Genomic DNA, 21,387 nt, shown 5'->3' on the forward strand with positions numbered 1-21,387 from the left:
ATTAAGCCGGTACTTCCTGCTGCTGCCTGCTCAACAGTATTTGTTCAAGTAATCTTGCAGATTCTTTTTCAGGGTTTACCAGGTGAAACAGGGTTACCTGGTTAAGTAACTGGTCAACAGTAAACTGTATCATTTTCCAAAGAGAACGGGTGGAGCAGTCAACTGAATGGTTACAAAGCCTAAGGCTGCCTGCGTGAATTTCACAAAATGCTTTATCATATAAAGCGCCACCCAATGCTTTCAATACTTCGTTAATAACAATTTCGTCTGCCGGGCGGGCCAGTACATAACCACCTTTATTTCCCGGTGTACTCCTGATAAAACCTGCCAGCCGCAGTTGCCGGGTAATTTTGGCCGCATAATGGCTGGTAATGCCTTCTGCCTCGCTAAGCTGTGCAATGGTAAGCCCCTCTGCAGACTTACAGCCTGCAATACGTATCAGCACCCTTAAACCGTATTCTTCCTGTGCGGTAATTTTCATTGCTTCCAGCGTTTAGAGCATTCCTAATTCAAGTTGTGCGGCTTCAGACATCATGCTTTTGTTCCAGGCGGGTGTCCATGTAACGGACACATGCACATCATTTATCCCTTCTATTTCCCGAACCTTCTGATCAACCTCTATAGGTAGGGATTGTGCGGCGGGGCAGCTTGGAGCTGTAAGCGTCATTACAATCTGTACATTATTAATGGGTAATATATCCACTTCGTATATCAATCCCATTTCATAAATGTTTACCGGTATTTCGGGATCGTATATTGTTTGTAAACATTCAATTACTTTCTGTTTCAGTTCTTCAGTTCCTTCCATGATGTTGTTGTTTTGTTGTTCCATGTTTAATGTTCAATGTTTTCTGTGAAAAAGGTCTAAACGAAACATTGAACATTCAACAAGCGAACATTGAACAATGGATGACATTCTCCGCTTTGCTGCATAGTGTACCGGAAGTACAAGAGTGCGACGCAACGGAAGCCTCATAATAGTTCCTGTCGCCGGGCCCATAATAGCTCCCCTTCAGGGGATGGGGGCGTTCCTGCCGCCACGCCCATAAAAAACTACCCATTCTGTTCTTTTACCTTAAATACCATTGCGTAGTTTTTCATTTGCTTAACCATAGACAGTAAACCGTTGCTGCGTGTTTGTGCAAGGTGCGTTGTCATTCCTATTTCCTGTATAAAGCCCAGCTTCGCATTCAGTATTTCATCGGGCGTGTGGCCTGATAAAACGCGTATCAGCATACTGATTAAACCTTTTACGATAACCGCGTCACTGTCAGCCTTGAAAATAACCCGGCCATCTTCATAAAAAGCGGCAAGCCATACGGTTGACTGGCAGCCCCTTACTTTATTGTCATCGGTTTTATATTGCGCATCCAGTGGTTCCAGCTTTTTACCCAGGTCAATAATGTATTCATATTTATCGTCCCAGGAATCAAAAAGCGCAAACTCTTCCACTATTTCCCGCTCTGTTTCTTCAATGCTTATGGTATTGTTCATGTAAGCTTCCGTTTAAGATAGCAGCCTGATGGCTTTATGTAAACCACTAACCAGCGCATCAATTTCCTGACGGGTATTGTACACCGCGAAAGACGCCCTGGTGGTTCCGGAAATTCCAAAGCGATCCATCAATGGCTGCGTACAATGATGGCCAGTTCTAACCGCTATGCCCTGGTTATCTAAAATGATGGCTATATCCTGCGTGTGCAGCTTTTCTATGATGAATGATGCAACGCCAGCCTTTTCTTTTGCACGGCCTATAATGGTAAGGCCCGGAATACTTTGCAACTGTGCCGTAGCGTACCGGAGCAGCTCGTGTTCGTGCTGTGCAATGGCTTCCTTGCCGGTTTCGCTGATGAAATCTAATGCCGCTTTAAAAGCAACAACATCTGCAATATTGGGTGTACCTGCTTCATATTTATAAGGCAGGTCGTTAAAAGTTGTTTTTGCGAATGTTACCTCTTTAATCATTTCACCACCACCCTGGAAGACGGGCATAGTTTCCAGCAGATGTTTTTTGCCAAACAATACACCTGCGCCGGTGGGGCCGTAGAGCTTGTGTGCGGAAAAGGCAAAAAAATCGCAGTCCAGTTGCTGCACATCAATATCCAGGTGAACAGTGGATTGTGCCCCATCAATCATTACAACAGCGCCGGCATTATGTGCGGCATCAGTAATTTGCTTTACCGGGTTAACAGTGCCTAATGCGTTGGACACATGTACAACCGAGACAAGTTTTGTTTTCGGGCTGAGCAATTTGTAAAACTCATCCATCAGTAATTCCCCTTCATCATTAATGGGAATAACTTTTAAAACGGCGTTCTTTTCCTCGCACAATACCTGCCAGGGAACAATATTGGAGTGATGCTCCATAGCAGAGATAATGATTTCATCACCGGCCTTTATGTTTTGACGCCCCCATGTATACGCTACCAGGTTGATGCCTTCTGTAGTGCCACGTGTAAATATGATTTCTTCTCTTGAAGAAGCATGTATAAAATTCTTAACAGCATCCCGCGTAGCTTCAAAAGCAGCGGTTGCCTCTTCGGCCAAACTGTGTATGCCACGGTGAATATTGGCGTTAAACCCGCTGTAATAATCAACCAGCGCATCTATAACCACCTGGGGTTTTTGTGAAGTGGCAGCACTGTCAAGGTACACCAGCGGTTTCCCTTTTACGGTGCGGTTAAGCACCGGGAACTGCCTGCGGATGTTTTCCACGTCAAAAGCGTGCATTATTTCTTCGGTTGCAATCATAATACTTCCTCTGCAAGGCGCTGTGAAATCTGTTCTTCTACATAAGAACGGATAGGCGCCAGTTTTATTTTTTCTAAGATATCTACCGCAAAACCCTGCAGTAAAAGCGCCATCGCCGGCTTATGGGGTATGCCGCGGGATTGCAGGTAAAACAGTGCCTCATCGTCCAGGCTGCCAACTGTACAACCATGAGAGCACTTAACATCATCCGCGAATATCTCCAACTGCGGTTTGGTGTTTATGCCCGCACTGTCTGACAGGAGCACATTTTTATTAGATTGAAAGGCATTGGTTTTCTGGGCATCCTTGCGCACAAATATCTTCCCGTTGAAAACACCGCTGGATTGCCCGTCTAAAATGCCCTTATACAATTCATTGCTTTGGCAGTTAGGTACTGCATTGTCAACAATGGTATGGTTATCTATGTGGCTTTGGCCATGCTGAAAATATAAGCCCCACAAATGGGCTTCAGCATGTTCCGCTTCCATTACGGCATGCAGGTTATTGCGTACGATGCCCCCGTTTAGCGAAACGGTTACTGTATTTACAACGCTTTTGCCGGTTTGCCGGATATGGGTTGTACTAACCTGGCTGGCTTGTGCGGCATCATTCTGAATTTTGTAATAAGCAAGGTTGGCATCTTCCTCCACAGCTATTTCCATTACCTGGTTGGTCATGCTGTCGCTGCTGCCCAGTGTAATATAGGTTTCCACAATGCTTACTTCCGCCTGCCTGCCAACATGTATAAGGCTGCGCGGCTGGGATAATACGGCATCTTTTCTCGCATCCGTAATATTGTAGATATATACAGGATGCTCAACAACTTTCTTTGCAGCAACCTGCACAAAAATGCCGCCTTGTATAAAAGCTGTATTTAATGCATTAATTCCGTCTTTCAGGTAATCGCGGCTGTGGTTAAAATAAGTGGCTACAATTTCTTTATGCTCACCTTTTGCAGCTTCTTCCAGTCCGGCTACCTCCAGCCATTTGGAGCGTACGGTAGAAAGTTCCGCAGAATAAATGCCATTTACGAAAATCAGTTCATTCGCCGTTTCAGAGCCTGGAAGTCTTACCGATTGTACATCATCCGCTGTCACCGAAGTTTCTCCCGCCAACTGGAATGATTTATTAAGCACACTGCCAATACGTGTATATTTCCACTCTTCGTGCTTGGCTGTAGGAATGCCCAGCAGGTTAAAGGTTTTAAAAGCTTCCTGCCTGGCTGCTGCCAGCGGACTTTCCTGCAATTGCAGTTTGTCAAATTCTTCTTTATAATAAGCTATGTTGTTCATTCTTTTATGCTGGATTATCGTATAACCCATTTATTTTTTATGGGACGAGCAGCAATGCTACTATCACCGTCTGTTGTGTCACTCACTTGTACTGCTACAATTCTATTCAACAATTGCAACAGAGTCCTATCCTGACCAATACGAAGGGATTCGAATGCTCCACACCAAGCGTGCCTTCGCACAAACCTCTGTCAGGTTGAGATGGCTGTCAGCTGAGCTTGTCGAAGCCCCTTTTTTGTTACGAAACCGCTTCTTCCTGCGGTACTTCATTCTTAATGAAATCGTAGCCTCTTTCTTCCAGTTCAAAAGCCAGCTCTTTGGTGCCAGACTTAACAATACGACCATTGTACAGCACGTGCACAAAATCCGGTACCAGGTAATCCAGTAAACGTTGGTAGTGCGTAATTACCAGCACTGCATTGTCTTTATTGCGCAGTTTGTTAACGCCGTTAGCCACTACACGAATGGCATCTATATCAAGCCCGGAATCTGTTTCATCCAGTATCGCCAGTTTTGGCTGTAACATCGCCATCTGGAAAATTTCATTACGTTTTTTCTCACCACCGGAAAAACCCTCATTTAAAGAACGGCTCAGCATTGCCTGGTTCATTTCCATCAGTGCCATTTTTTCCTTCATCATTTTCAGGAAAGCAACAGCATCCAGCGGCTCCTGGCCACGGTACTTACGCACTTCATTCAGCGCGGTCTTCATGAAATTGGTAGTGCTTAAACCTGGTATCTCAACCGGGTACTGAAAGCTGAGGAACAAGCCTTCCCCTGCTCTTTCTTCTGGTGATAAATCAAGCAGGTCTTTACCCAGGAACTCTACAGAACCCCCGGTTACGGTGTAATCAGGCCGGCCTGTTAAAACAGAAGCGAGGGTGCTTTTACCGGAGCCGTTGGGCCCCATAATGGCATGCACTTCTCCCGGGTTTATTTCCAGGTTAATGCCTTTCAAAATTTCCTTTTCTTCTATACCTGCCTGCAAATTGTTGATACGCAACATGTTCTATATGTGTTTGTTGTTGTTAGTTAAATTATCCTACGCTGCCTTCAAGACTGATGGCGAGTAATTTTTGTGCTTCTACGGCAAATTCCATGGGTAACTGGTTCATTACTTCTTTGGCAAAGCCGTTTATAATAAGTGCCACCGCTGTTTCTGTATCAATACCACGCTGGTTACAGTAAAATATCTGGTCTTCTCCCACTTTAGAAGTGGTAGCCTCATGTTCAACCACGGAAGATTTATTCTTCACTTCTATGTATGGAAATGTATGGGCGCCACATTTATCCCCCAACAACAATGAGTCGCACTGGGAGTAATTGCGGGAATTGGTAGCCTTTTTACCAACATGTACCAGCCCGCGGTAACTGTTGTTGCTGTAACCGGCAGAAATACCTTTGGAAACAATGCGGCTGCGGGTATTCCTACCCAGGTGCTGCATTTTGGTGCCGGTATCGGCTTGCTGGTGGTTATTGGTAACTGCAACAGAGTAAAATTCTCCTACAGAATTATCGCCTTTTAATATTACGCTGGGGTATTTCCAGGTTATGGCCGAGCCGGTTTCTACCTGTGTCCAGGATATTTTGGCGCTATCGTAGCAGATGCCCCTTTTCGTAACAAAATTGTAAATGCCGCCGTTGCCTTCTTTATCGCCGGGGTACCAGTTTTGCACGGTGGAGTATTTTATTTCAGCGTGGTCAAGCGCTATCAGCTCCACTACCGCCGCATGTAATTGATTTTCATCACGCATAGGGGCGGTACAACCTTCCAGGTAGCTTACATAGCTGCCGGGCTCGGCAACAATAAGTGTACGTTCAAACTGGCCGGTATTTTCGGCATTGATGCGGAAGTAGGTGGAAAGCTCCATCGGGCAATGAACGCCGGATGGTATATAGCAGAAAGAGCCATCACTGAAAACCGCCGCATTAAGGGCGGAGAAATAATTATCCGTAGCCGGAACAACCGAACCCAGGTATTTCTTAACCAGTTCCGGGTGATGCTGCACTGCTTCACTCATGGAGCAGAAGATGATACCCTGTTCGGCAAGCTGCTCTTTAAACGTTGTACCAATGGAAACGCTGTCAATTACCGCATCAACGGCTACGCCGGTAAGGCGTTTTTGTTCGCTGAGAGAGATACCCAGCTTTTCAAAAGTGCGCCGCAGCTCGGGGTCAATTTCGTCCAGGCTTTTGGGCGTAACCTTTTGTTTGGGGGCGGAATAATAAATAATGTCTTGAAAATCAATGGGTGGGTAGCTGATGTTGGCCCATTCAGGCAGTTCCATGTTCTGCCATAGCCTGAAAGCTTTCAGCCGCCATTGCAGCAGCCATTCCGGTTCATTTTTTTTGGAGGAGATAAAACGTACGGTGTCTTCATCCAGTCCTTTAGGTGCTACATCTGATTCAATATCGGTTACGAAGCCATATTTATAATCACTGAGTACCGTTTGTTCCAATTGGTCGCGTTCATTCATATCAAATTCGTTTCGTGCTAATCAACTGCAAAGGTAACAATCAATCTGTACAAAAAAGTATAAACAGGAAAGCTATGTAGATTTTGAGTTTCTATGGGCGCATAAAAAGTATTGATAAGGCTGAATGGGATAGGAATAACAGGCTTTAACCGGGTTACCCCGTTTTGTTTTTGTGCTCTGCGCAACTTGCAGTTCCGCAGTTCTGCTATTTCGTTTGCAGCAACATGTAATGCACAGCAGCCTGCCTGCGGAATACTAAAGCTGTTGCACCACCGGGTGAGGGATTGAAGCGGATACCCCGGTGAGGCCATCGCAGCCTTGCCTTGTGCCGGAGTATGAGCGGAAAGCCCGACCCCTTGCGATAGCTTGGGGGCACCCCCCTGAAAAGTTATCATGTTCTGGGTGCGGCCCTTTTGGGGAGACCACATTTCAGCTTTCTTTCCGCTTTGATAACTGACATGCCGGTTTATATCGTCCGTCATGCAATTTCGTAACCTTCTTCTCTATTTTCAACATCAGCTACCTGGGCCTCCTGGTTACAGGTATGTCTCCGAAACATTAACATTAAAATTATTTGCCATGAAACGATTTTGCCATTTTTCGATGCTGTACGCACTGCTTTTACTGTTATTGAATAGCTCTTGTAAAAAAGCAATTGATTACATAAAAGACCATCCAGAACTAACATCCTGCTGCCGCATAGAACAGCTTGACTACAGGTTTCTTGGGGGTGAAGATGAACCCTACCGGGCAGTTTTTACTTATAACAAGCAGGGTAACCCCGTTAGTATTGAACACCCCGACATAGAAATTGCATTTGACATGAACCATTATTTTAAATACGACAAATATGGCCGGCTGACTGCCTATGCCCAGACTTACCTGAAAGGCAGCAGCGGTTTTATAATCTGCGACAAATACAGTTACCCTGACAGGCATACAATTATTGATTCAACGCTTTTGTATGGCGATGGGTGGCCGGATAACCCTGTAGGCGACCCGGAGACCCCGGTTGAAGTTACTGTTCTTAAACTTGACAACTTTGGCAGGGTAATTACCGGGAATAAGTACGATAAACGGGGAAACCTTATATACCCCGGCGTAGCGGTGGAGTACGATAGTGCTGTTAACTTAAGGCAAACGCACCCGCTGTGGATGTTTCTTGACAAAAACTATAGCAAAAACAATATACGCAGCCAGGTATATGGGGGATACAACAGTTTTGGTTTTCCTTTAGGTTTTAGAGCCATTGAAATAGAGGGGCGTTTTTCCAGTTTCCTAAACCTGCTGATGTTTAACGGAGCTATTGTTACCTACTCCTGTAAAGATGATGGCTATAAAACAAAATACCAGGTGGATAATTAACCCAGGTAGCATTGCCAAAAATTATTGTTTTACAAGGTTATTTCTTAAAGGGGCGGCATTAGTTCTGACTAACTGGATATTGTAAACACCTGCTTTAAGGCCGGTAACAGCAAGTGTACTGTTGTTATTGCCGGCAAACAGGCTTATGGCTTTGCGGATAATGGTTTTGCCTGTTGCATCGGTAACCAACAGGGTTGCGCCGGATGCTTTTAACACATTTATGCGCAACGTTACCATGCTTTTTGCCGGGCTGGGGTAGGCCTGCAGGCTTTCCTGCATGCCAAAACCTTTTACGGCCACTATGCCCGAGTAGGTAAATTGACCGTCGTTATCAATTTGCCTTAAACGGTAGTATGATGTACCTGCGTAATTGTTGGCATCTTTAAAATTGTATTTTTCCTGGTATGTGGCGCCTTGCTGCGATGCTACAAAACCCCGGAACATGAATTTTTGTATATCGCCCAACGATCTTTCCACATCAAACCCCTTGCTGTTTATTTCGTTGGTGGTTTTCCAGTTAAGAAGCGCCTGTTCGCTGTTTTGCCGCCTGCCATCAAACTCCAGCAGGTACACGGGCAGTATGCCGCAATCTCCCGGTTGATCTTTACAATGGGTGGCTGCAAGGCCGGTAAATAGGTCAACCACTTCTATTGTGGTGCCGGCAAATAAAAATGGCTGCGTTATGTAACTGCCCAGGTTAATGAGCGAATCATTTACAGGGGGCAATGTTATGGCCGTGGGCACAACAATTTGTGCGGCCAATGGCAGCCTGCAGCAAATGGTGAGCAGTAACCCGGTTATTGCCGCAAACCGGCGGCGTTTTAGAAGCCGCTCCATTCTGCCATCTTTTTAACGTCCCAGCCAAATTTTACAGGGTCCCCGGTGGTGCCATCGGGCTTTTGCGGAAAATAAGCCCAGCCAATGCGGTTGGCATTAAAGCTAACCTGCTGCTGTGGCAGCGTGGTTAGGTCTGGCTGGCCATCTGTTATCTGGCTAACAAAAACTTCTTCCATGGTAATCTTGTAAAAATCAACGGGTTTGTCGCCGGCTTTTACCGCGGTAATAAAAACAGATTTCATGTGGGTGCCCTTCATCAATATGCCCCTTAAAATGTTGGATGCCTTGCCCAGTTGAATATTTACGATGAATTTGCCGATGGTTAGCTTGCTGGCTACATCCCCACAGCAATTGCTGATATCCTGCCCAAAGGAGTGGGCTTCAATTTCTTTTTCGTGCCCTTTTACTACAGATTCGCCTTCAATTTGCGAGCCATCGGAGGCAATGGCTTTAATGTAGAGGTGGTATTGTGCGGTGCAGGCAATAGTAGCCAGCAGCAGCGCCACGGATAAGGTTAACCGTGTTATGTTTTTCATGAAAGATTATTTTGTAATAAGATACTGCGGTGATTTGGGTAAGTCAAGCACAGATAAAAGTTTCATCGTCTTAAATTATTAAACGGGAGTTTTTTTTAATGCTCTGCGCATTCTTTTTTATTAGTAAAAGAATTTTGTACTTAGCTGCAGTGCTGCTATTTGGCTTTACTTGTGTCACTCACGTGTACGGTTGGATTCGCTATGCAGCTTTTCCCACCGGGTAGGGTGAAATTCTTATTGTTGCAGGATGCCCAGTTTTGTGAAATGTTGTTTTGTGAAATTTTAAATTTTCACAAAATGAAAATTCACAGGCTGGTGAATTTTTAAGAAATTTAGCTTTGTAATTTCACAACTGGTAATAAAATCCAAACCCCATGACCCTGTTAAAAGAAATCCGTTTGAAAACCGGCCTTACCCAGCAGCAGATGGCTGACTTGCTGCAACTTTCCACCAGCACAATATGCATGATAGAAAAAGGGCAGCGCACCCTGGCAACAGGTAAAACGCTAAAGCTGTATCAACTTGAAGAAAAACTGAAAGCCTCCGCGGAAATAGCAGCGGATACCAACATCTCCGCCAGTGACCGCAAACAAAAACGCAACCGCCAGCTTCTGCGCTATGTAAAGAAACTTTCTTACCAGCAGGCAATACTCACTAAAAAGTACAAACAACTGCAGGAAAAGCACCAAAAGCATGCGCAACAGCTACAGTCATCCCGGCAACTGGCAGCGCAACCAACGGGCGGCGATGAGTTGGAAACTTTATTGTTCAGCCTACTGCAATTGCAAAATAAAGCCGCCGTAAAACAGGCGGACGAAATAGACCTTGCTTTACTGCAACTGAAAATAGATGTATGGGCATTTAAAGAAAAACGGCTGAAGGAGATTGTGGAGAAGTTTGGGGTGGGGAGGTGATTTTTTGTATTTAGCGGCATAGCTACTATTCAGTACTCGTTGTGTCACTTGTCGATGTGATCAGAATCCAAATGATACAAAACGGATTGGAAGGCTATTGGGTACGAACGGTATAAGGCTAAATACTGCCCAAAATTTAAGCAGCAATAATATAAATCATTACAATGCTTCAAGTCGCTCAATTTCTGTTTTAATGTCTTGGATAACTTCTTTATTTTGAATTTCTTTTTTGTCACCAATTTTTGCAGAAAATAAATAAAAAACCTTACCTCCAAAAACTTCAGTGAATTTTTGATGTGTCTTTTCTTGTAAAGCATATTCCTTGAAAATCTCTGGCAGCTGTATCCCGCTGTTTATGGGCTTAATTTGAAGCCCTATATATTTTTCTCCAACCTGAATAAAGAAGTCAACATTAAATAATCTATCCCATTCATCTGGCGCAGCTTGGATTTTAACATGCAATATTCCCTGTAGTTGCCCATAAATGGTCTGTATTTCAGTTATGTAGCCATCAAACGTACGGTTAATAACCAATTGCATCATGTAATCAATACAATCCTCTTCACTTACATCTTCAACTTCTGATTGAATCACTTCAGTAATTTTCACGTACAGCTTTTTCCCCAGCCCTTCAATATGCTCTTTGGACTTGACATTTTCGAAGTAGTAGTCACGCCATTCATTGAGCGTTTTAGGGGAACATTTTCTTATTGATTCGGAAGTAGGCCCAACATTTTTTTTGAAATTCAGTTGGAAGCGATTCATTGCACTGTTTAATATCCATTCTTTTGCCATTCAAATTTGGTTGTCAGGGTAACTTGTATTCCAAACGTCTCTTAATGTATCAGCTCTTTGTTGTAAATCTGGTATTCTTGATAAAAGGTAATTTATGGCTTCTTGTGCTTTCTGAGGATTATTTATTTTAAAGTAACCTTTATTTGTGCTGCCAATAAGATTGTTTTGTTCATTCACTAGTTCCCTTATATATAATCTTATAGTCTCCTGTGTTCGGCCGGGGTCAACGGCTTGTAACAGTTGACTGTAAATATCATCAGATGTAATATATCCAACGGAATTATTGATAATTTCAAGCACACGGGCTTTAATTTGTATCTTGTTCATGGCGAATTTTCATGAATTTTTCTTTGTATTTAAAATCAATATCATTGTCCACTTGTACCAGGCCGTTTTTTACCAGATGGGCATTCAGAAAAGTCTTATTCTCCAAATATAGGTAGCAGAGAAGATTATCTTGCTCATCGTATTTTACGCTGTCATATTTTAAAAAAACCCTTTTCCCTTTTGTTTTTTCAATCAAAAAAGACGTTGCTTTACCATTTATCATTGGATCTTCCTTTACACCGATAAGTTTCACCACTAAGTTATTGTTCAATCTTATCTTTTCAGGGCTAATAACTTCCTTTACAGTATAAAAGTCTTCTCTTTGGGCCGAACTCTCTTTGTCAATCTTAGAGCCAAATTGTAATTTTTTTACATCAATTTTTTTGTCCAATATGTGTGGGTCTTTAAAAATGTATGGTAACTTTTTGATCTCGCTGTCAAAATTAATATCTACAGTCTTTTGCTTGAAAAATCCGTATGTTGTGCCAATAAGATCTCGTTGATTCACCGCAAGTTTCTCTTTAATGATTGGAATGAAATCAGGATTGATTTCAAAGCTGATAGAATTTCTGTCAAGATTTTTAGACGCTAATGCCGTTGTACCACTGCCTGCAAATGGATCAAGAATAGTTTCTCCTACAAAGGAGAACATTTTAATTAACCTCCTTGGCAATTCTTCGGGAAACATGGCTATATGTCCGGTTTGCCTTGCACCCGCAAAATTCCAATGACCTGCGAAGAATGTGTTCCACTCTTCAGCAGACATTTTGGAAAGCTCTTTTTGCTCTTTGCTTGGTTTGGGGCTATCCCCCAGTTTTTTAAAAACTAAAATAAATTCATAATCAAGCTTAAGGATACCATTTCTTGGGTACGGATAAGACCCCATTTGTACACCACCCCCGGTAGTATTTGACGTAGTGACTTTTTGCCATATTATGGCACCCATATAGTCAAAGCCTATATTCTCACAGAACTTAATGATTTCTTCCCTGATTGGAATGACTTTATAACGGCCATAATAAACTGCCCTGGCAAATTGGTCGCCAATGTTTATGCACAGCCTGCAACCATCGTGCAATGTTCGGTAACATTCTTTCCATACCAGGTTAAGGTTGTTTATGTAACTTTCATAGCTGTGATGAAAGCCTATCTGGTTATCGGTTCCATAGTCTTTAAGTTGCCAATAGGGGGGAGAGGTGATAGCTAAATGCACTGAATTATCGGGTAATTCAACCATGTGACGGCTATCTCCATTTATTATTTTATGATGTGTTGCCAATGCTAATTTCTTTAGGGTCAAATGTAGTTAAATCCAAAATTGCATTAATGGAAAGTTATTAAGCCCCTTCTGTGAATTTTAGAAGTCAGCAACCAAATATCTGTCGCCATCAAATGAGGCTTCTCCTGCTGTTCAAGTTTTTCCAATACAAGGCCTGCAAAATGCACACGCTTCCATACTCAGAAATCCTCCTTTTTTAGTATTATCCGCCTTATGCTCGTTCTAACTACCAGGTATTTCCCCTTAAATGCAAGTGTTTTATACGTATGGTCATCTAAAATCAGCAACCCTTCTTTTGTAATGGCTGTAATAGTTGGCCCGCAATATCCCCCGGGTACTTTGGTTACCAGGTACTTGCCATCAATAATTTTGTATTTCTTGCTGACGTTAGGAATTTCCTCGATGTTTTTAAAACTGGTAGTGATGGACTTGTCCGTGAATATGATTGTCCCTTCTGCATCTTGCTGCTCTTTTAAAATGGTTTCCTTCCTGTAAAACAACGGGCCACTAAAATCGGAGCTGTCAGCTATTTCAAAAATGCCGTAATTAATAACCCGCCAGGTACCTGTTAATTTTTCGGGAGAAACATGGTGAAGCGTGGTATCTAATTGAACATGCCCCTTTGAAGTGTTAAAGCATAATCTCCCCCTTGTGGAGTCTGTTTGTTGAAATGTGCAGGTCTGGCACCTGTTAGCTGCCGGTGGGGGATTAGCATCAAGTGCCTCAACATCCTTTTCCCACAAAGCAGTGTCTAACTTGGGTGAAATCAGGTAGCTGGTAAGGCGGGCGGGTTGGGCCGTCAATGCGGTTACATACAAAAGGCTAAAGAAAAGGGAAACTGATAATTTAAATGTGTTCATACCTGGCGGATAGATCATTTGCAATATACTTCAGTTATTGTTGCTACATTTTACTATATTGTAAGGTTAACCTGTTGCACCGGAATTATTTTAAGCAAGTGGAATATTATAATACACGCTGCTTATATGGCAACTACTTTTGTGGTGCCTAAACAATTTTTATCATGAACCTGGTGAAATTTCTAATTATTTTCTTTCTTGTTGCGGTACATCATGATCTCTTCGCCTGCAAGTGCCTCCCTCCCAAAAGTGTAAAAGAAGAAATGAACAATTCCGATGCTGTTCTCGTTGGCAGGGTTTTAAAAAAGGAGGTTGTGAGAATCAATGATTCAGCCAAGCTGATGGGCAATGATTCAACAGGCCATCCGGTATTTGAAGAATACGTTATTATGCGTTATGAGATAGCGGTAGAAAAAATGTACAAGGGAAGGGCAACAAAAAGTACTGTATTCGTTTATACAGGCTCCGGTGGTGGGGATTGCGGCTTTCATTTTGAATTGGGTGGCAGGTATATCATTTATGCTAACACTGCTTTTTATTCTTTGGGGTTCAAATTTCCTTCCGGGGAGAACATATTTTATACATCAACATGTACCCGTACCGCCGCTTATACTGAAAATGAAATGGAAGAGATAAAAACCTGTTTGAAAAACTAAACCTGCCTCAAAAGCAAATGATCATTCCAGCCCCAGCTTCAAAGCCCCTGATTTTTCCGCTTGCATCCCCTCCCTTTAAACTTTTCCAATAAAAATCCCTGTAATATGAACATATTTTAAGAAATTTGCAGTCCTCTTTAAAAAATACAAAATGAGCAACTTGCCCAAAACATTGTTTGATAAGGTGTGGGACGCACATGTGGTTAGAAAGATTCAGGATGGTCCCGATGTGTTGTTTATTGACCGTCACTTCATTCACGAAGTAACGAGTCCGGTGGCTTTCCTGGGCCTGGAGAACAGGGGTTTAAAGGTAATGTTCCCCGAAAAGACCTTTGCAACAGCAGATCATAATACGCCCACTATAAACCAACACCTGCCCGTGCAGGACCCGCTGAGTGCCAACCAGTTAAAAGCGCTGGAAGTAAATTCCGCCAAATACGGCATTTCGCATTGGGGGTTGGGCAATCCTAAAAATGGTATTGTGCATGTGGTGGGGCCAGAGAACGGCATCACACTCCCCGGCATGACCATAGTTTGCGGCGATTCTCATACTTCCACACACGGTGCTTTTGGCGCCATCGCCTTCGGTATCGGCACTTCTGAGGTAGAAATGGTGCTGTCTTCCCAATGTATCATGCAGCCCAAGCCAAAGAAAATGCGCCTGGTGGTAAATGGCAAGCTGGGCAAGGGCATTACGCCAAAAGATGTTGTTCTATATATTATTTCCAAGCTTACGGCTGCTGGCGCCACCGGTTACTTTGTAGAATTCGCCGGCGAAGTGTTTGAAAATATGAGCATGGAAGGCCGCATGACGGTTTGTAACATGAGTATTGAAATGGGGGCACGTGGCGGCATGATCGCTCCTGATGAAACCACTTTCAATTACATCAATGGCCGGGAAAAAGCGCCGAAGGGCGAGGCCTGGGACAAAGCGCTGGCCTACTGGAAAACGTTGAAAACAGAAGAAGGCGCCCGGTTTGACGCTGAGCATATTTACGATGCCGCCGATATTGAGCCAATGATTACCTACGGTACCAACCCAGGTATGGGCATGGGCATCAGCCAACATATTCCGCTGGCCGAACAAACTGGCGGCAGTAAGGCCAGCTATGAAAAATCGCTTAACTACATGGGCTTTCATGAAGATGATGCGATGCTGGGCAAGAAGGTAGATTATGTGTTCATCGGCAGTTGCACCAATGGCCGTATTGAAGACTTCAGGGCTTTCGCTTCTATCGTGAAAGGCCGTAAAAAAGCAGACAATGTAACGGCCTGGATTGTGCCGGGTTCGCACATCGTAGAACAGCAGATTAAAGACGAAGGTATTTTGGATATACTGACTGAAGCCGGCTTCCAGTTAAGGCAGCCCGGTTGTTCGGCTTGCCTGGCGATGAATGATGATAAAATTCCCGCCGGTAAATATGCCGTAAGCACCAGCAACAGAAATTTTGAAGGCAGGCAAGGTCCCGGCGCAAGAACCATGCTGGCAAGTCCGTTGGTGGCTGCTGCCGCTGCTGTAACAGGCGTGGTAACGGATCCGAGGGAGTTGTTGTAGAACCCCCCGGCCCCTGAAGGGGGAGTTTGGGCGATGTGATGTAGAATTGATTGACATCATAAAAAGTTCTTTGTATAAATTAGGGGGTGCCCCCAAGCTATCGCAAGGGGTCGGGCTTTCCGCTGCTACTCCGGCACAAGGCTGGGCTGCGATGGCCTCACCGGGGTATCCGCTTCAATCCCTCACCCGAAAGCCGGTTGCCGGTTACTGGTAGCTGGTTACCGGTCTGTTGGATGTGTAAGATGATGCTCGGATGCCGGATACTGATTGCAGGATACGATTGCCGGGCTCAGTAGCTAACATTTAACATTGACAACCGGGCACGGAACAACAAAGCGCTGTAGGTTCGATATGTTATCTACCCGGGTCTGAAAAGCTCCCCAATGAACCGAACGACGAAGTGATTGCGACGCAAGGGACGATACCATGAAAAATTGTCGCTGGTATTAAACTTAACCCATGCTTTCTCCAAAGGAGAGGTGATTTTTGCGGCTTAGCGGCCTAGCGTGATCTTTTTTAAAACAAAAAACAACTTACATAAACAATGGCTTACGATAAATTCACGGTGTTAAAAAGTTCTGCCGTACCAATGCCGATTGAGAATGTGGATACCGACCAGATCATCCCGGCCCGCTTTTTAAAAGCCACCAAAAGGGAAGGCTTTGGCGATAACCTTTTCCGCGACTGGCGCTATAATGCCGACGATACGCCGAAAGCAGATTTTATCCTGAACAACCCCATTTACTCCGGTAAAATATTGGTAGGTGGTAAAAATTTTGGCAGCGGCAGCAGCCGTGAACATGCCGCCTGGGCCATTTACGACTACGGCTTCCGTTGCGTGGTATCCAGCTTTTTTGCGGATATTTTTAAAAACAACTCGCTTAACATCGGCATTTTACCTGTAACGGTGAGTGCTGGCTTTTTGGATAAAATTTTCTCTGCCATTGAAGCAGACCCCAATACGGAACTGGAAGTAAACCTGCCTGAACAAACCATTACCATTCTTGCAACAGGCGAACAGGAATCATTTGAAATCAACAGCTATAAAAAGCATAACCTGATGAATGGTTATGATGATATTGATTACCTGCAGGCGATGAAGGAAGACATTAAGGGCTTTGCAGAGGAGAGGATTTATTAAGGTGAATGGTGAGTAGTGAATCAAAGATTCTTAACAGGTTCTTCAAAGTTGCTCTCCGAAGGAGAGGGATTTAGGGTGAGGTCTAACCGGGTAGTGGAATAACAGCATTTTTTTACTTTTTCATTTAACAAGTGGCAGAAAGATATATTGAGATAATGGATACCACCCTGCGGGATGGGGAACAGACCAGCGGCGTCTCGTTCTCACCGTCGGAGAAACTAACGATTGCACAGCTATTATTAACCGAATTGAAGGTTGACCGTATCGAAATTGCTTCGGCACGTGTGTCAGACGGAGAGTTTGAAGCGGTGAAAGCTATTACCGGCTGGGCCGCATCTAATCATCTTTTAGACAAAGTGGAAGTGCTCACTTTTGTGGATGGCGAAACCTCCGTTGAATGGATGTTGAAGGCCGGCGCCAAAGTGATGAACCTGCTTACCAAAGGTTCGCTTAATCATCTAACGCACCAGTTAAAGAAAACACCGGAGCAACATTTTAGCGAAGTGGCCGCGGTTATTGCATTGGCCAAGGCCAAAGGCCTTGAATGCAATGTGTACCTGGAAGACTGGAGCAATGGCATGCGGCATTCCAAAGAATATGTTTTTGCTTACCTGGATTTCTTAAGCAAACAGCCGGTTAAACGCATCATGCTGCCCGACACCCTGGGCATCTTAATTCCATCCGAAGTTTTTGAATTCATCACCGAAATAAAACAGCGCTACCCCAACATTCATTTCGATTTTCATGCGCACAACGATTATGACCTTGGTACCGCCAACGTGTTGGAAGGCATTAAGGCTGGTGCATCGGGCATACATCTTACAGTTAATGGCATGGGCGAAAGGGCGGGCAATGCGCCGCTGGCCAGCGCCGTTGCGGTATTGAACGATTTTATGCCGGAAGTAAAAACATCTGTCGTAGAAGAATCTTTATACCGCGTAAGTAAACTGGTAGAAACGTTTTCGGGCTTTCGTGTACCGGATAACAAGCCGGTGGTGGGAGAGAATGTATTTACACAAACAGCAGGCATTCATGCCGACGGCGATAAAAAGAACAAGCTTTATTTCAGCGACCTGATGCCGGAGCGTTTTGGCCGCCAGCGCAAATACGCGTTGGGCAAAACCAGCGGCAAGGCCAATATAGAAAACAACCTGGCGCAACTGGGCATTCAGCTTTCAGAGCCGGATTTAAAAAAGGTCACCCAGCGCATCATCGAACTTGGCGACCGCAAAGAAGTGGTTACCCAGGCCGATCTGCCTTATATTATTTCAGATATTCTCGACAGCAATACCATTACCGAAAAGGTGCGCATCATAGATTATGTGCTCACGCATTCCAAGCACCTCAAGCCATCGGTATCGTTGCAGATATCCATTAACGGAGAACAATTTGAAGAGCATTCACAAGGCGATGGCCAGTACGACGCTTTTATGAATGCGCTGAAAAAAGTATATAAAAAACAGAAGCAGGAACTGCCGGTACTAACGGATTACGCGGTACGTATACCGCCCGGCGGCAAGAGCGATGCACTTTGTGAAACGGTAATCACCTGGGCGCACAACGGCAGGGAATTCAAGACCCGCGGCCTGGACAGCGACCAAACAGTATCGGCAATAAAGGCTACGCAGAAGATGTTGAACCTTTTGTAAGGGGTAAAAGCACAAAGTTGTTGGAGGAAATCTTAGCGGGCTTTGCGCCTCTGCGTGAACTTTAGCAATACTCACGCCAAGGCGCTAAGGCGCAAAGCTTCTCTTCTTTAGATAGGACGGAGGAGGTAGATACCAGCTAACATTTTCATGGCATCTTCGTTGCGTCGCAAGCACTTCATCTTTAGTACTTGTGGCGGCTGCGGGCTGTAGTGTAACAGGTTCATAAAAATCAGAATATTAATTTTAAAAAACTCCCTTTAGGGTGGTGTAACACTTCCCCTGCAGGGGCTGGGTATTATGACAAAACATATCTTAATCGTTCCTGGCGATGGTATAGGACAGGAAGTAACAGCAGTAGGTAAAAAAGTACTGGACAAGATAGCTGCCAAATTTGGCCATACGTTTACGTATGATGAAGCATTGATAGGCCATGTGGCCATAGAAGCAACCGGCGTTCCTTTGCCGGATGAATCATTGGAGAAAATGCGTCAGTCGGATGCGGTATTGTTTGGTGCGGTGGGCCATCCAAAATACGATAACGACCCTTCGGCCAAAGTACGGCCGGAACAGGGTTTGTTGAAGATGCGCAAAGAGCTGGGCCTGTACGCCAACCTTCGCCCCATCAAATTGTTTGATGAGTTGTTGGGTGCGTCCAGCATTAAACCGGAGATATTAAAAGGCGCCGACATTCTTTTCTTCCGTGAGCTGACCGGCGATATTTACTTCGGCGAAAAAGGCCGCAAGAACAACGGCGATACCGCTTTTGATATTGCTGAATACAGCCGCTATGAAGTAGAACGCATTGCACGAAAAGCTTTCGATGCAGCACGTACCAGGAGAAAGAAATTATGTTCCGTTGATAAAGCCAACGTTATTGAAACATCCAGGCTTTGGAGAGAAGTGATACAAAAAGTTGCGACTGAATATCCTGATGTGGAAGTAGAACACCAGTTTGTGGATGCTACAGCCATGTTACTCATTAAAGACCCGCGCCGTTTTGATGTAGTGGTTACCGCCAATCTTTTCGGCGATATATTAACTGATGAAGCATCCCAGATTGCAGGTTCTATGGGTATGCTGGCCTCCGCATCTATTGGTGATGGAACAGGTGTATATGAACCCATCCATGGTTCTGCGCATGACATTACCGGTAAAGGTGTGGCAAACCCATTGGCTTCCATTTTATCTGCCGCTTTATTACTCGATATTTCTTTTGGATTGAAAGAAGAATCAGAAGCTGTTATCAGCGCTGTTGACCAGGTATTGAAAGAAGGCTGGCGCACCCGTGATATTGCAGACCCAGGCACAGCAGCAGACAAGATTTTAGGAACAGAAGCGATAGGGGAACAAGTGCTGAAGTTTTTGTAAGGAGAAGGTTATACAGTTATATTTTTATAAAGGGCCGCAAGGCCCTTTTTGTTTTTGCAAAATTGTTATGAATAAACTATAAATTTATTCATAACCGAACCATTTGAATAAAACCTTCATCCCATGAACCATATACGCTTAATCATTCTTTGTTGGATGTACTTTTTTGTTATTCAACCCTGCTTTTGCCAGCAAAATGAAGACAATTCAGATGAAGCTAAAATAATTGAGAGGTGGAGGCCCCTGGACTTTCAGCGTTCATCAGTGCCTGTTCTAAAACTACCAAAACGCAAGAATGATTCACCGCTTTTTTGCGATGAGATGATACCATATAAGAGCGGCTATATTATCAATTCAATTACCTCATCAAAGGGTGGCGGAAAGTACACTGTTACTACCTCTTATTATTATTACGATTTGAGGGGAAACAAGCTGTCAGATTTATCTTTTACGGGTATTGATACAATTGAATCCATTATTCCGGATGATAGTAAAGGCTTATATGTTTCATATAAAAAATCAGGCAGCAGGATTATTTCTTTTTTATCTGCGGGTGTGGAAAAGCATCTTGAGACGCTGGCGCCTTCTGACATTAGGATGCAAATAGATACAGCAAAATGGCTAAAGCTGGGATATGATAATGGCAATTTGTATGCTTTAACCCCGGGTGCAGTAATTTTTTATTCTTCTGATAAATGGTCAACGATTGTAAACTATTCGCTTGATGAATTTTATGTAAACACACTGAAGTATAAACGTACCGGTTCTATTCTTCCCACCAAAAATCTTGTGATTGCCGGTCGTGACATATGGTTTTTACAGGAGGTTGTTCAGGACAGAACCTGCCTCTTGCTAAAGCTTGACACACAATCAGGTTATTTATCAGATTTTTTTATTTCTGTTGATTACACCGATAATTACTTTAAACAGATTAATGATTTTATGATTTTGGCAGATTCATCATTATTGGTTTTTGCTAGCAGGCTGATGGGCAAATCCCTGGTATTAAAATATCGGGAAAACCCTGAAGTGTGGATTTTTAATAATGTTTTGAAAAATGTATTATTCTACCAGGAAGAAGCGATGGTGGCAACAACAGCTACAGTAAACAATGATACCCTTTTGATGGCAGCAACAAATGGGATATTCGCAAAATATGGGGATATAATAGTTCCACTGGTAAAACTGGAAAATACCCACCAGGATATAAAAGACAAAGAAGATGGCTTAATAGATTTTGAGTTTATACCGAGAAGCATGATCAAGGTAGCAAACAATCAATTTTTAATTGGCGGTATGTTTGGTGGCTTGTATATAGTTGACCTTAATAAATTTTCGATAAAAGCTCTTGATGATGTAAAATCTTCTAAAGTAGAAAGAATGGATATTCTTAGCCTAACTTTAAATTAAACCTACCCGGGTCTGAAAAGCCGCCCAATGAACAGAACGATGAAGTGCTTGATTATTATTTGTTCTTTCACTGAAAGACCAAATAATAACAAAACCATGTTTGCAACAGGCGATACCATGAAAATATGTCGCTGGTATCATGCCGGTTCTCCATTAAACGGGCGTAAGGCCGTTT

21 protein-coding genes are annotated in these 21,387 nt (G+C 43.7%); 8 read left to right on the top strand and 13 right to left on the bottom strand.

What is annotated here, in order from left to right; translation table 11 throughout:
* Position 1: 1 nt before the first annotated feature.
* The 7 genes from F0364_RS28115 to sufB all read right to left on the bottom strand — a co-directional run bounded on the left by F0364_RS28115 (position 2) and on the right by sufB (position 6,520).
* On the bottom strand, positions 2 to 481 hold the full coding sequence (locus F0364_RS28115; protein WP_153801154.1) for an RrF2 family transcriptional regulator: 480 nt from the start codon (positions 479 to 481) through the stop codon (positions 2 to 4).
* A 12-nt stretch (positions 482 to 493) separates the two neighbouring features.
* Positions 494 to 832: a DUF59 domain-containing protein gene (locus tag F0364_RS28120; protein WP_235921337.1), complete on the bottom strand. Its 339-nt coding sequence runs from the start codon at positions 830 to 832 to the stop codon at positions 494 to 496.
* A gap of 221 nt (positions 833 to 1,053) precedes the next feature.
* A complete protein-coding gene (locus F0364_RS28125; RefSeq protein ID WP_207632925.1) occupies positions 1,054 to 1,494 on the bottom strand; it encodes a SufE family protein in 441 nt (146 codons plus the stop codon).
* A 12-nt stretch (positions 1,495 to 1,506) separates the two neighbouring features.
* A complete protein-coding gene (locus F0364_RS28130) occupies positions 1,507 to 2,751 on the bottom strand; it encodes a cysteine desulfurase (RefSeq protein WP_153801155.1) in 1,245 nt (414 codons plus the stop codon).
* Entirely contained in the window at positions 2,748 to 4,043 is a 1,296-nt protein-coding gene (gene sufD, locus F0364_RS28135) for a Fe-S cluster assembly protein SufD (RefSeq protein WP_153801156.1), read from the bottom strand. Before sufD ends, F0364_RS28130 begins: the two co-directional genes overlap by 4 nt.
* Before the next feature lie 238 nt (positions 4,044 to 4,281).
* Positions 4,282 to 5,049, bottom strand: a complete 768-nt coding sequence (sufC, locus tag F0364_RS28140) for a Fe-S cluster assembly ATPase SufC (RefSeq protein ID WP_153801157.1) — start codon at positions 5,047 to 5,049, stop codon at positions 4,282 to 4,284.
* Positions 5,050 to 5,080: 31 nt separating this feature from the next.
* Entirely contained in the window at positions 5,081 to 6,520 is a 1,440-nt protein-coding gene (sufB, locus tag F0364_RS28145; protein ID WP_153801158.1) for a Fe-S cluster assembly protein SufB, read from the bottom strand.
* Positions 6,521 to 7,099: 579 nt separating this feature from the next.
* Between sufB and F0364_RS28150 the strand changes: the two genes are divergently transcribed.
* Positions 7,100 to 7,885, top strand: coding sequence for a hypothetical protein (locus F0364_RS28150; protein WP_153801159.1), 786 nt, complete (start codon positions 7,100 to 7,102; stop codon positions 7,883 to 7,885).
* A 21-nt stretch (positions 7,886 to 7,906) separates the two neighbouring features.
* Here F0364_RS28150 and F0364_RS28155 read toward each other — a convergent pair whose 3' ends face one another.
* On the bottom strand, positions 7,907 to 8,722 hold the full coding sequence (locus F0364_RS28155) for a T9SS type A sorting domain-containing protein (protein ID WP_153801160.1): 816 nt from the start codon (positions 8,720 to 8,722) through the stop codon (positions 7,907 to 7,909).
* Positions 8,707 to 9,258, bottom strand: a complete 552-nt coding sequence (locus tag F0364_RS28160) for an Hcp family type VI secretion system effector (protein ID WP_153801161.1) — start codon at positions 9,256 to 9,258, stop codon at positions 8,707 to 8,709. The genes F0364_RS28155 and F0364_RS28160 overlap by 16 nt, the downstream gene beginning before the upstream one ends.
* Positions 9,259 to 9,632: 374 nt before the next feature.
* On the opposite strand from F0364_RS28160, the gene F0364_RS28165 reads away from it, so the two are divergent.
* Complete coding sequence (locus F0364_RS28165; RefSeq protein ID WP_153801162.1) at positions 9,633 to 10,172, top strand: helix-turn-helix transcriptional regulator; 540 nt, start codon at positions 9,633 to 9,635, stop codon at positions 10,170 to 10,172.
* 159 nt (positions 10,173 to 10,331) lie between these two features.
* Here F0364_RS28165 and F0364_RS28170 read toward each other — a convergent pair whose 3' ends face one another.
* The 4 genes from F0364_RS28170 to F0364_RS28185 form a co-directional block, all read right to left on the bottom strand.
* Positions 10,332 to 10,967 carry an MjaI family restriction endonuclease gene (locus tag F0364_RS28170; RefSeq protein WP_153801163.1) on the bottom strand — a complete coding sequence of 212 codons (636 nt, stop codon included), beginning with the start codon at positions 10,965 to 10,967 and terminating at the stop codon, positions 10,332 to 10,334.
* Positions 10,968 to 11,294: a hypothetical protein gene (locus F0364_RS28175; protein WP_153801164.1), complete on the bottom strand. Its 327-nt coding sequence runs from the start codon at positions 11,292 to 11,294 to the stop codon at positions 10,968 to 10,970.
* Complete coding sequence (locus F0364_RS28180) at positions 11,275 to 12,573, bottom strand: DNA methyltransferase (RefSeq protein WP_207632926.1); 1,299 nt, start codon at positions 12,571 to 12,573, stop codon at positions 11,275 to 11,277. Before F0364_RS28180 ends, F0364_RS28175 begins: the two co-directional genes overlap by 20 nt.
* A 179-nt stretch (positions 12,574 to 12,752) precedes the next feature.
* On the bottom strand, positions 12,753 to 13,433 hold the full coding sequence (locus F0364_RS28185) for a hypothetical protein (RefSeq protein ID WP_153801165.1): 681 nt from the start codon (positions 13,431 to 13,433) through the stop codon (positions 12,753 to 12,755).
* Between the two features lie 164 nt (positions 13,434 to 13,597).
* On the opposite strand from F0364_RS28185, the gene F0364_RS28190 reads away from it, so the two are divergent.
* The 6 genes from F0364_RS28190 (at position 13,598) to F0364_RS28215 (ending at position 21,212) form a co-directional block, all read left to right on the top strand.
* Positions 13,598 to 14,089: a hypothetical protein gene (locus F0364_RS28190; protein WP_153801166.1), complete on the top strand. Its 492-nt coding sequence runs from the start codon at positions 13,598 to 13,600 to the stop codon at positions 14,087 to 14,089.
* 151 nt (positions 14,090 to 14,240) lie between these two features.
* Entirely contained in the window at positions 14,241 to 15,644 is a 1,404-nt protein-coding gene (gene leuC, locus F0364_RS28195; protein ID WP_235921340.1) for a 3-isopropylmalate dehydratase large subunit, read from the top strand.
* 544 nt (positions 15,645 to 16,188) lie between these two features.
* The gene (leuD, locus tag F0364_RS28200) at positions 16,189 to 16,785 is read left to right on the top strand and encodes a 3-isopropylmalate dehydratase small subunit (protein ID WP_153801167.1); all 597 of its coding nucleotides are present in this window, start codon (positions 16,189 to 16,191) and stop codon (positions 16,783 to 16,785) included.
* A gap of 131 nt (positions 16,786 to 16,916) precedes the next feature.
* Complete coding sequence (locus F0364_RS28205; RefSeq protein ID WP_153801168.1) at positions 16,917 to 18,434, top strand: hydroxymethylglutaryl-CoA lyase-like TIM-barrel protein; 1,518 nt, start codon at positions 16,917 to 16,919, stop codon at positions 18,432 to 18,434.
* Positions 18,435 to 18,731: 297 nt separating this feature from the next.
* The gene (gene leuB / locus F0364_RS28210; RefSeq protein ID WP_153801169.1) at positions 18,732 to 19,802 is read left to right on the top strand and encodes a 3-isopropylmalate dehydrogenase; all 1,071 of its coding nucleotides are present in this window, start codon (positions 18,732 to 18,734) and stop codon (positions 19,800 to 19,802) included.
* Between the two features lie 156 nt (positions 19,803 to 19,958).
* Positions 19,959 to 21,212, top strand: a complete 1,254-nt coding sequence (locus F0364_RS28215) for a hypothetical protein (RefSeq protein WP_153801170.1) — start codon at positions 19,959 to 19,961, stop codon at positions 21,210 to 21,212.
* Positions 21,213 to 21,387: the final 175 nt, after the last annotated feature.

The organism is Foetidibacter luteolus, from assembly GCF_009650435.1.
Taxonomy (GTDB): Bacteria; Bacteroidota; Bacteroidia; order Chitinophagales; family Chitinophagaceae; genus Foetidibacter; species Foetidibacter luteolus.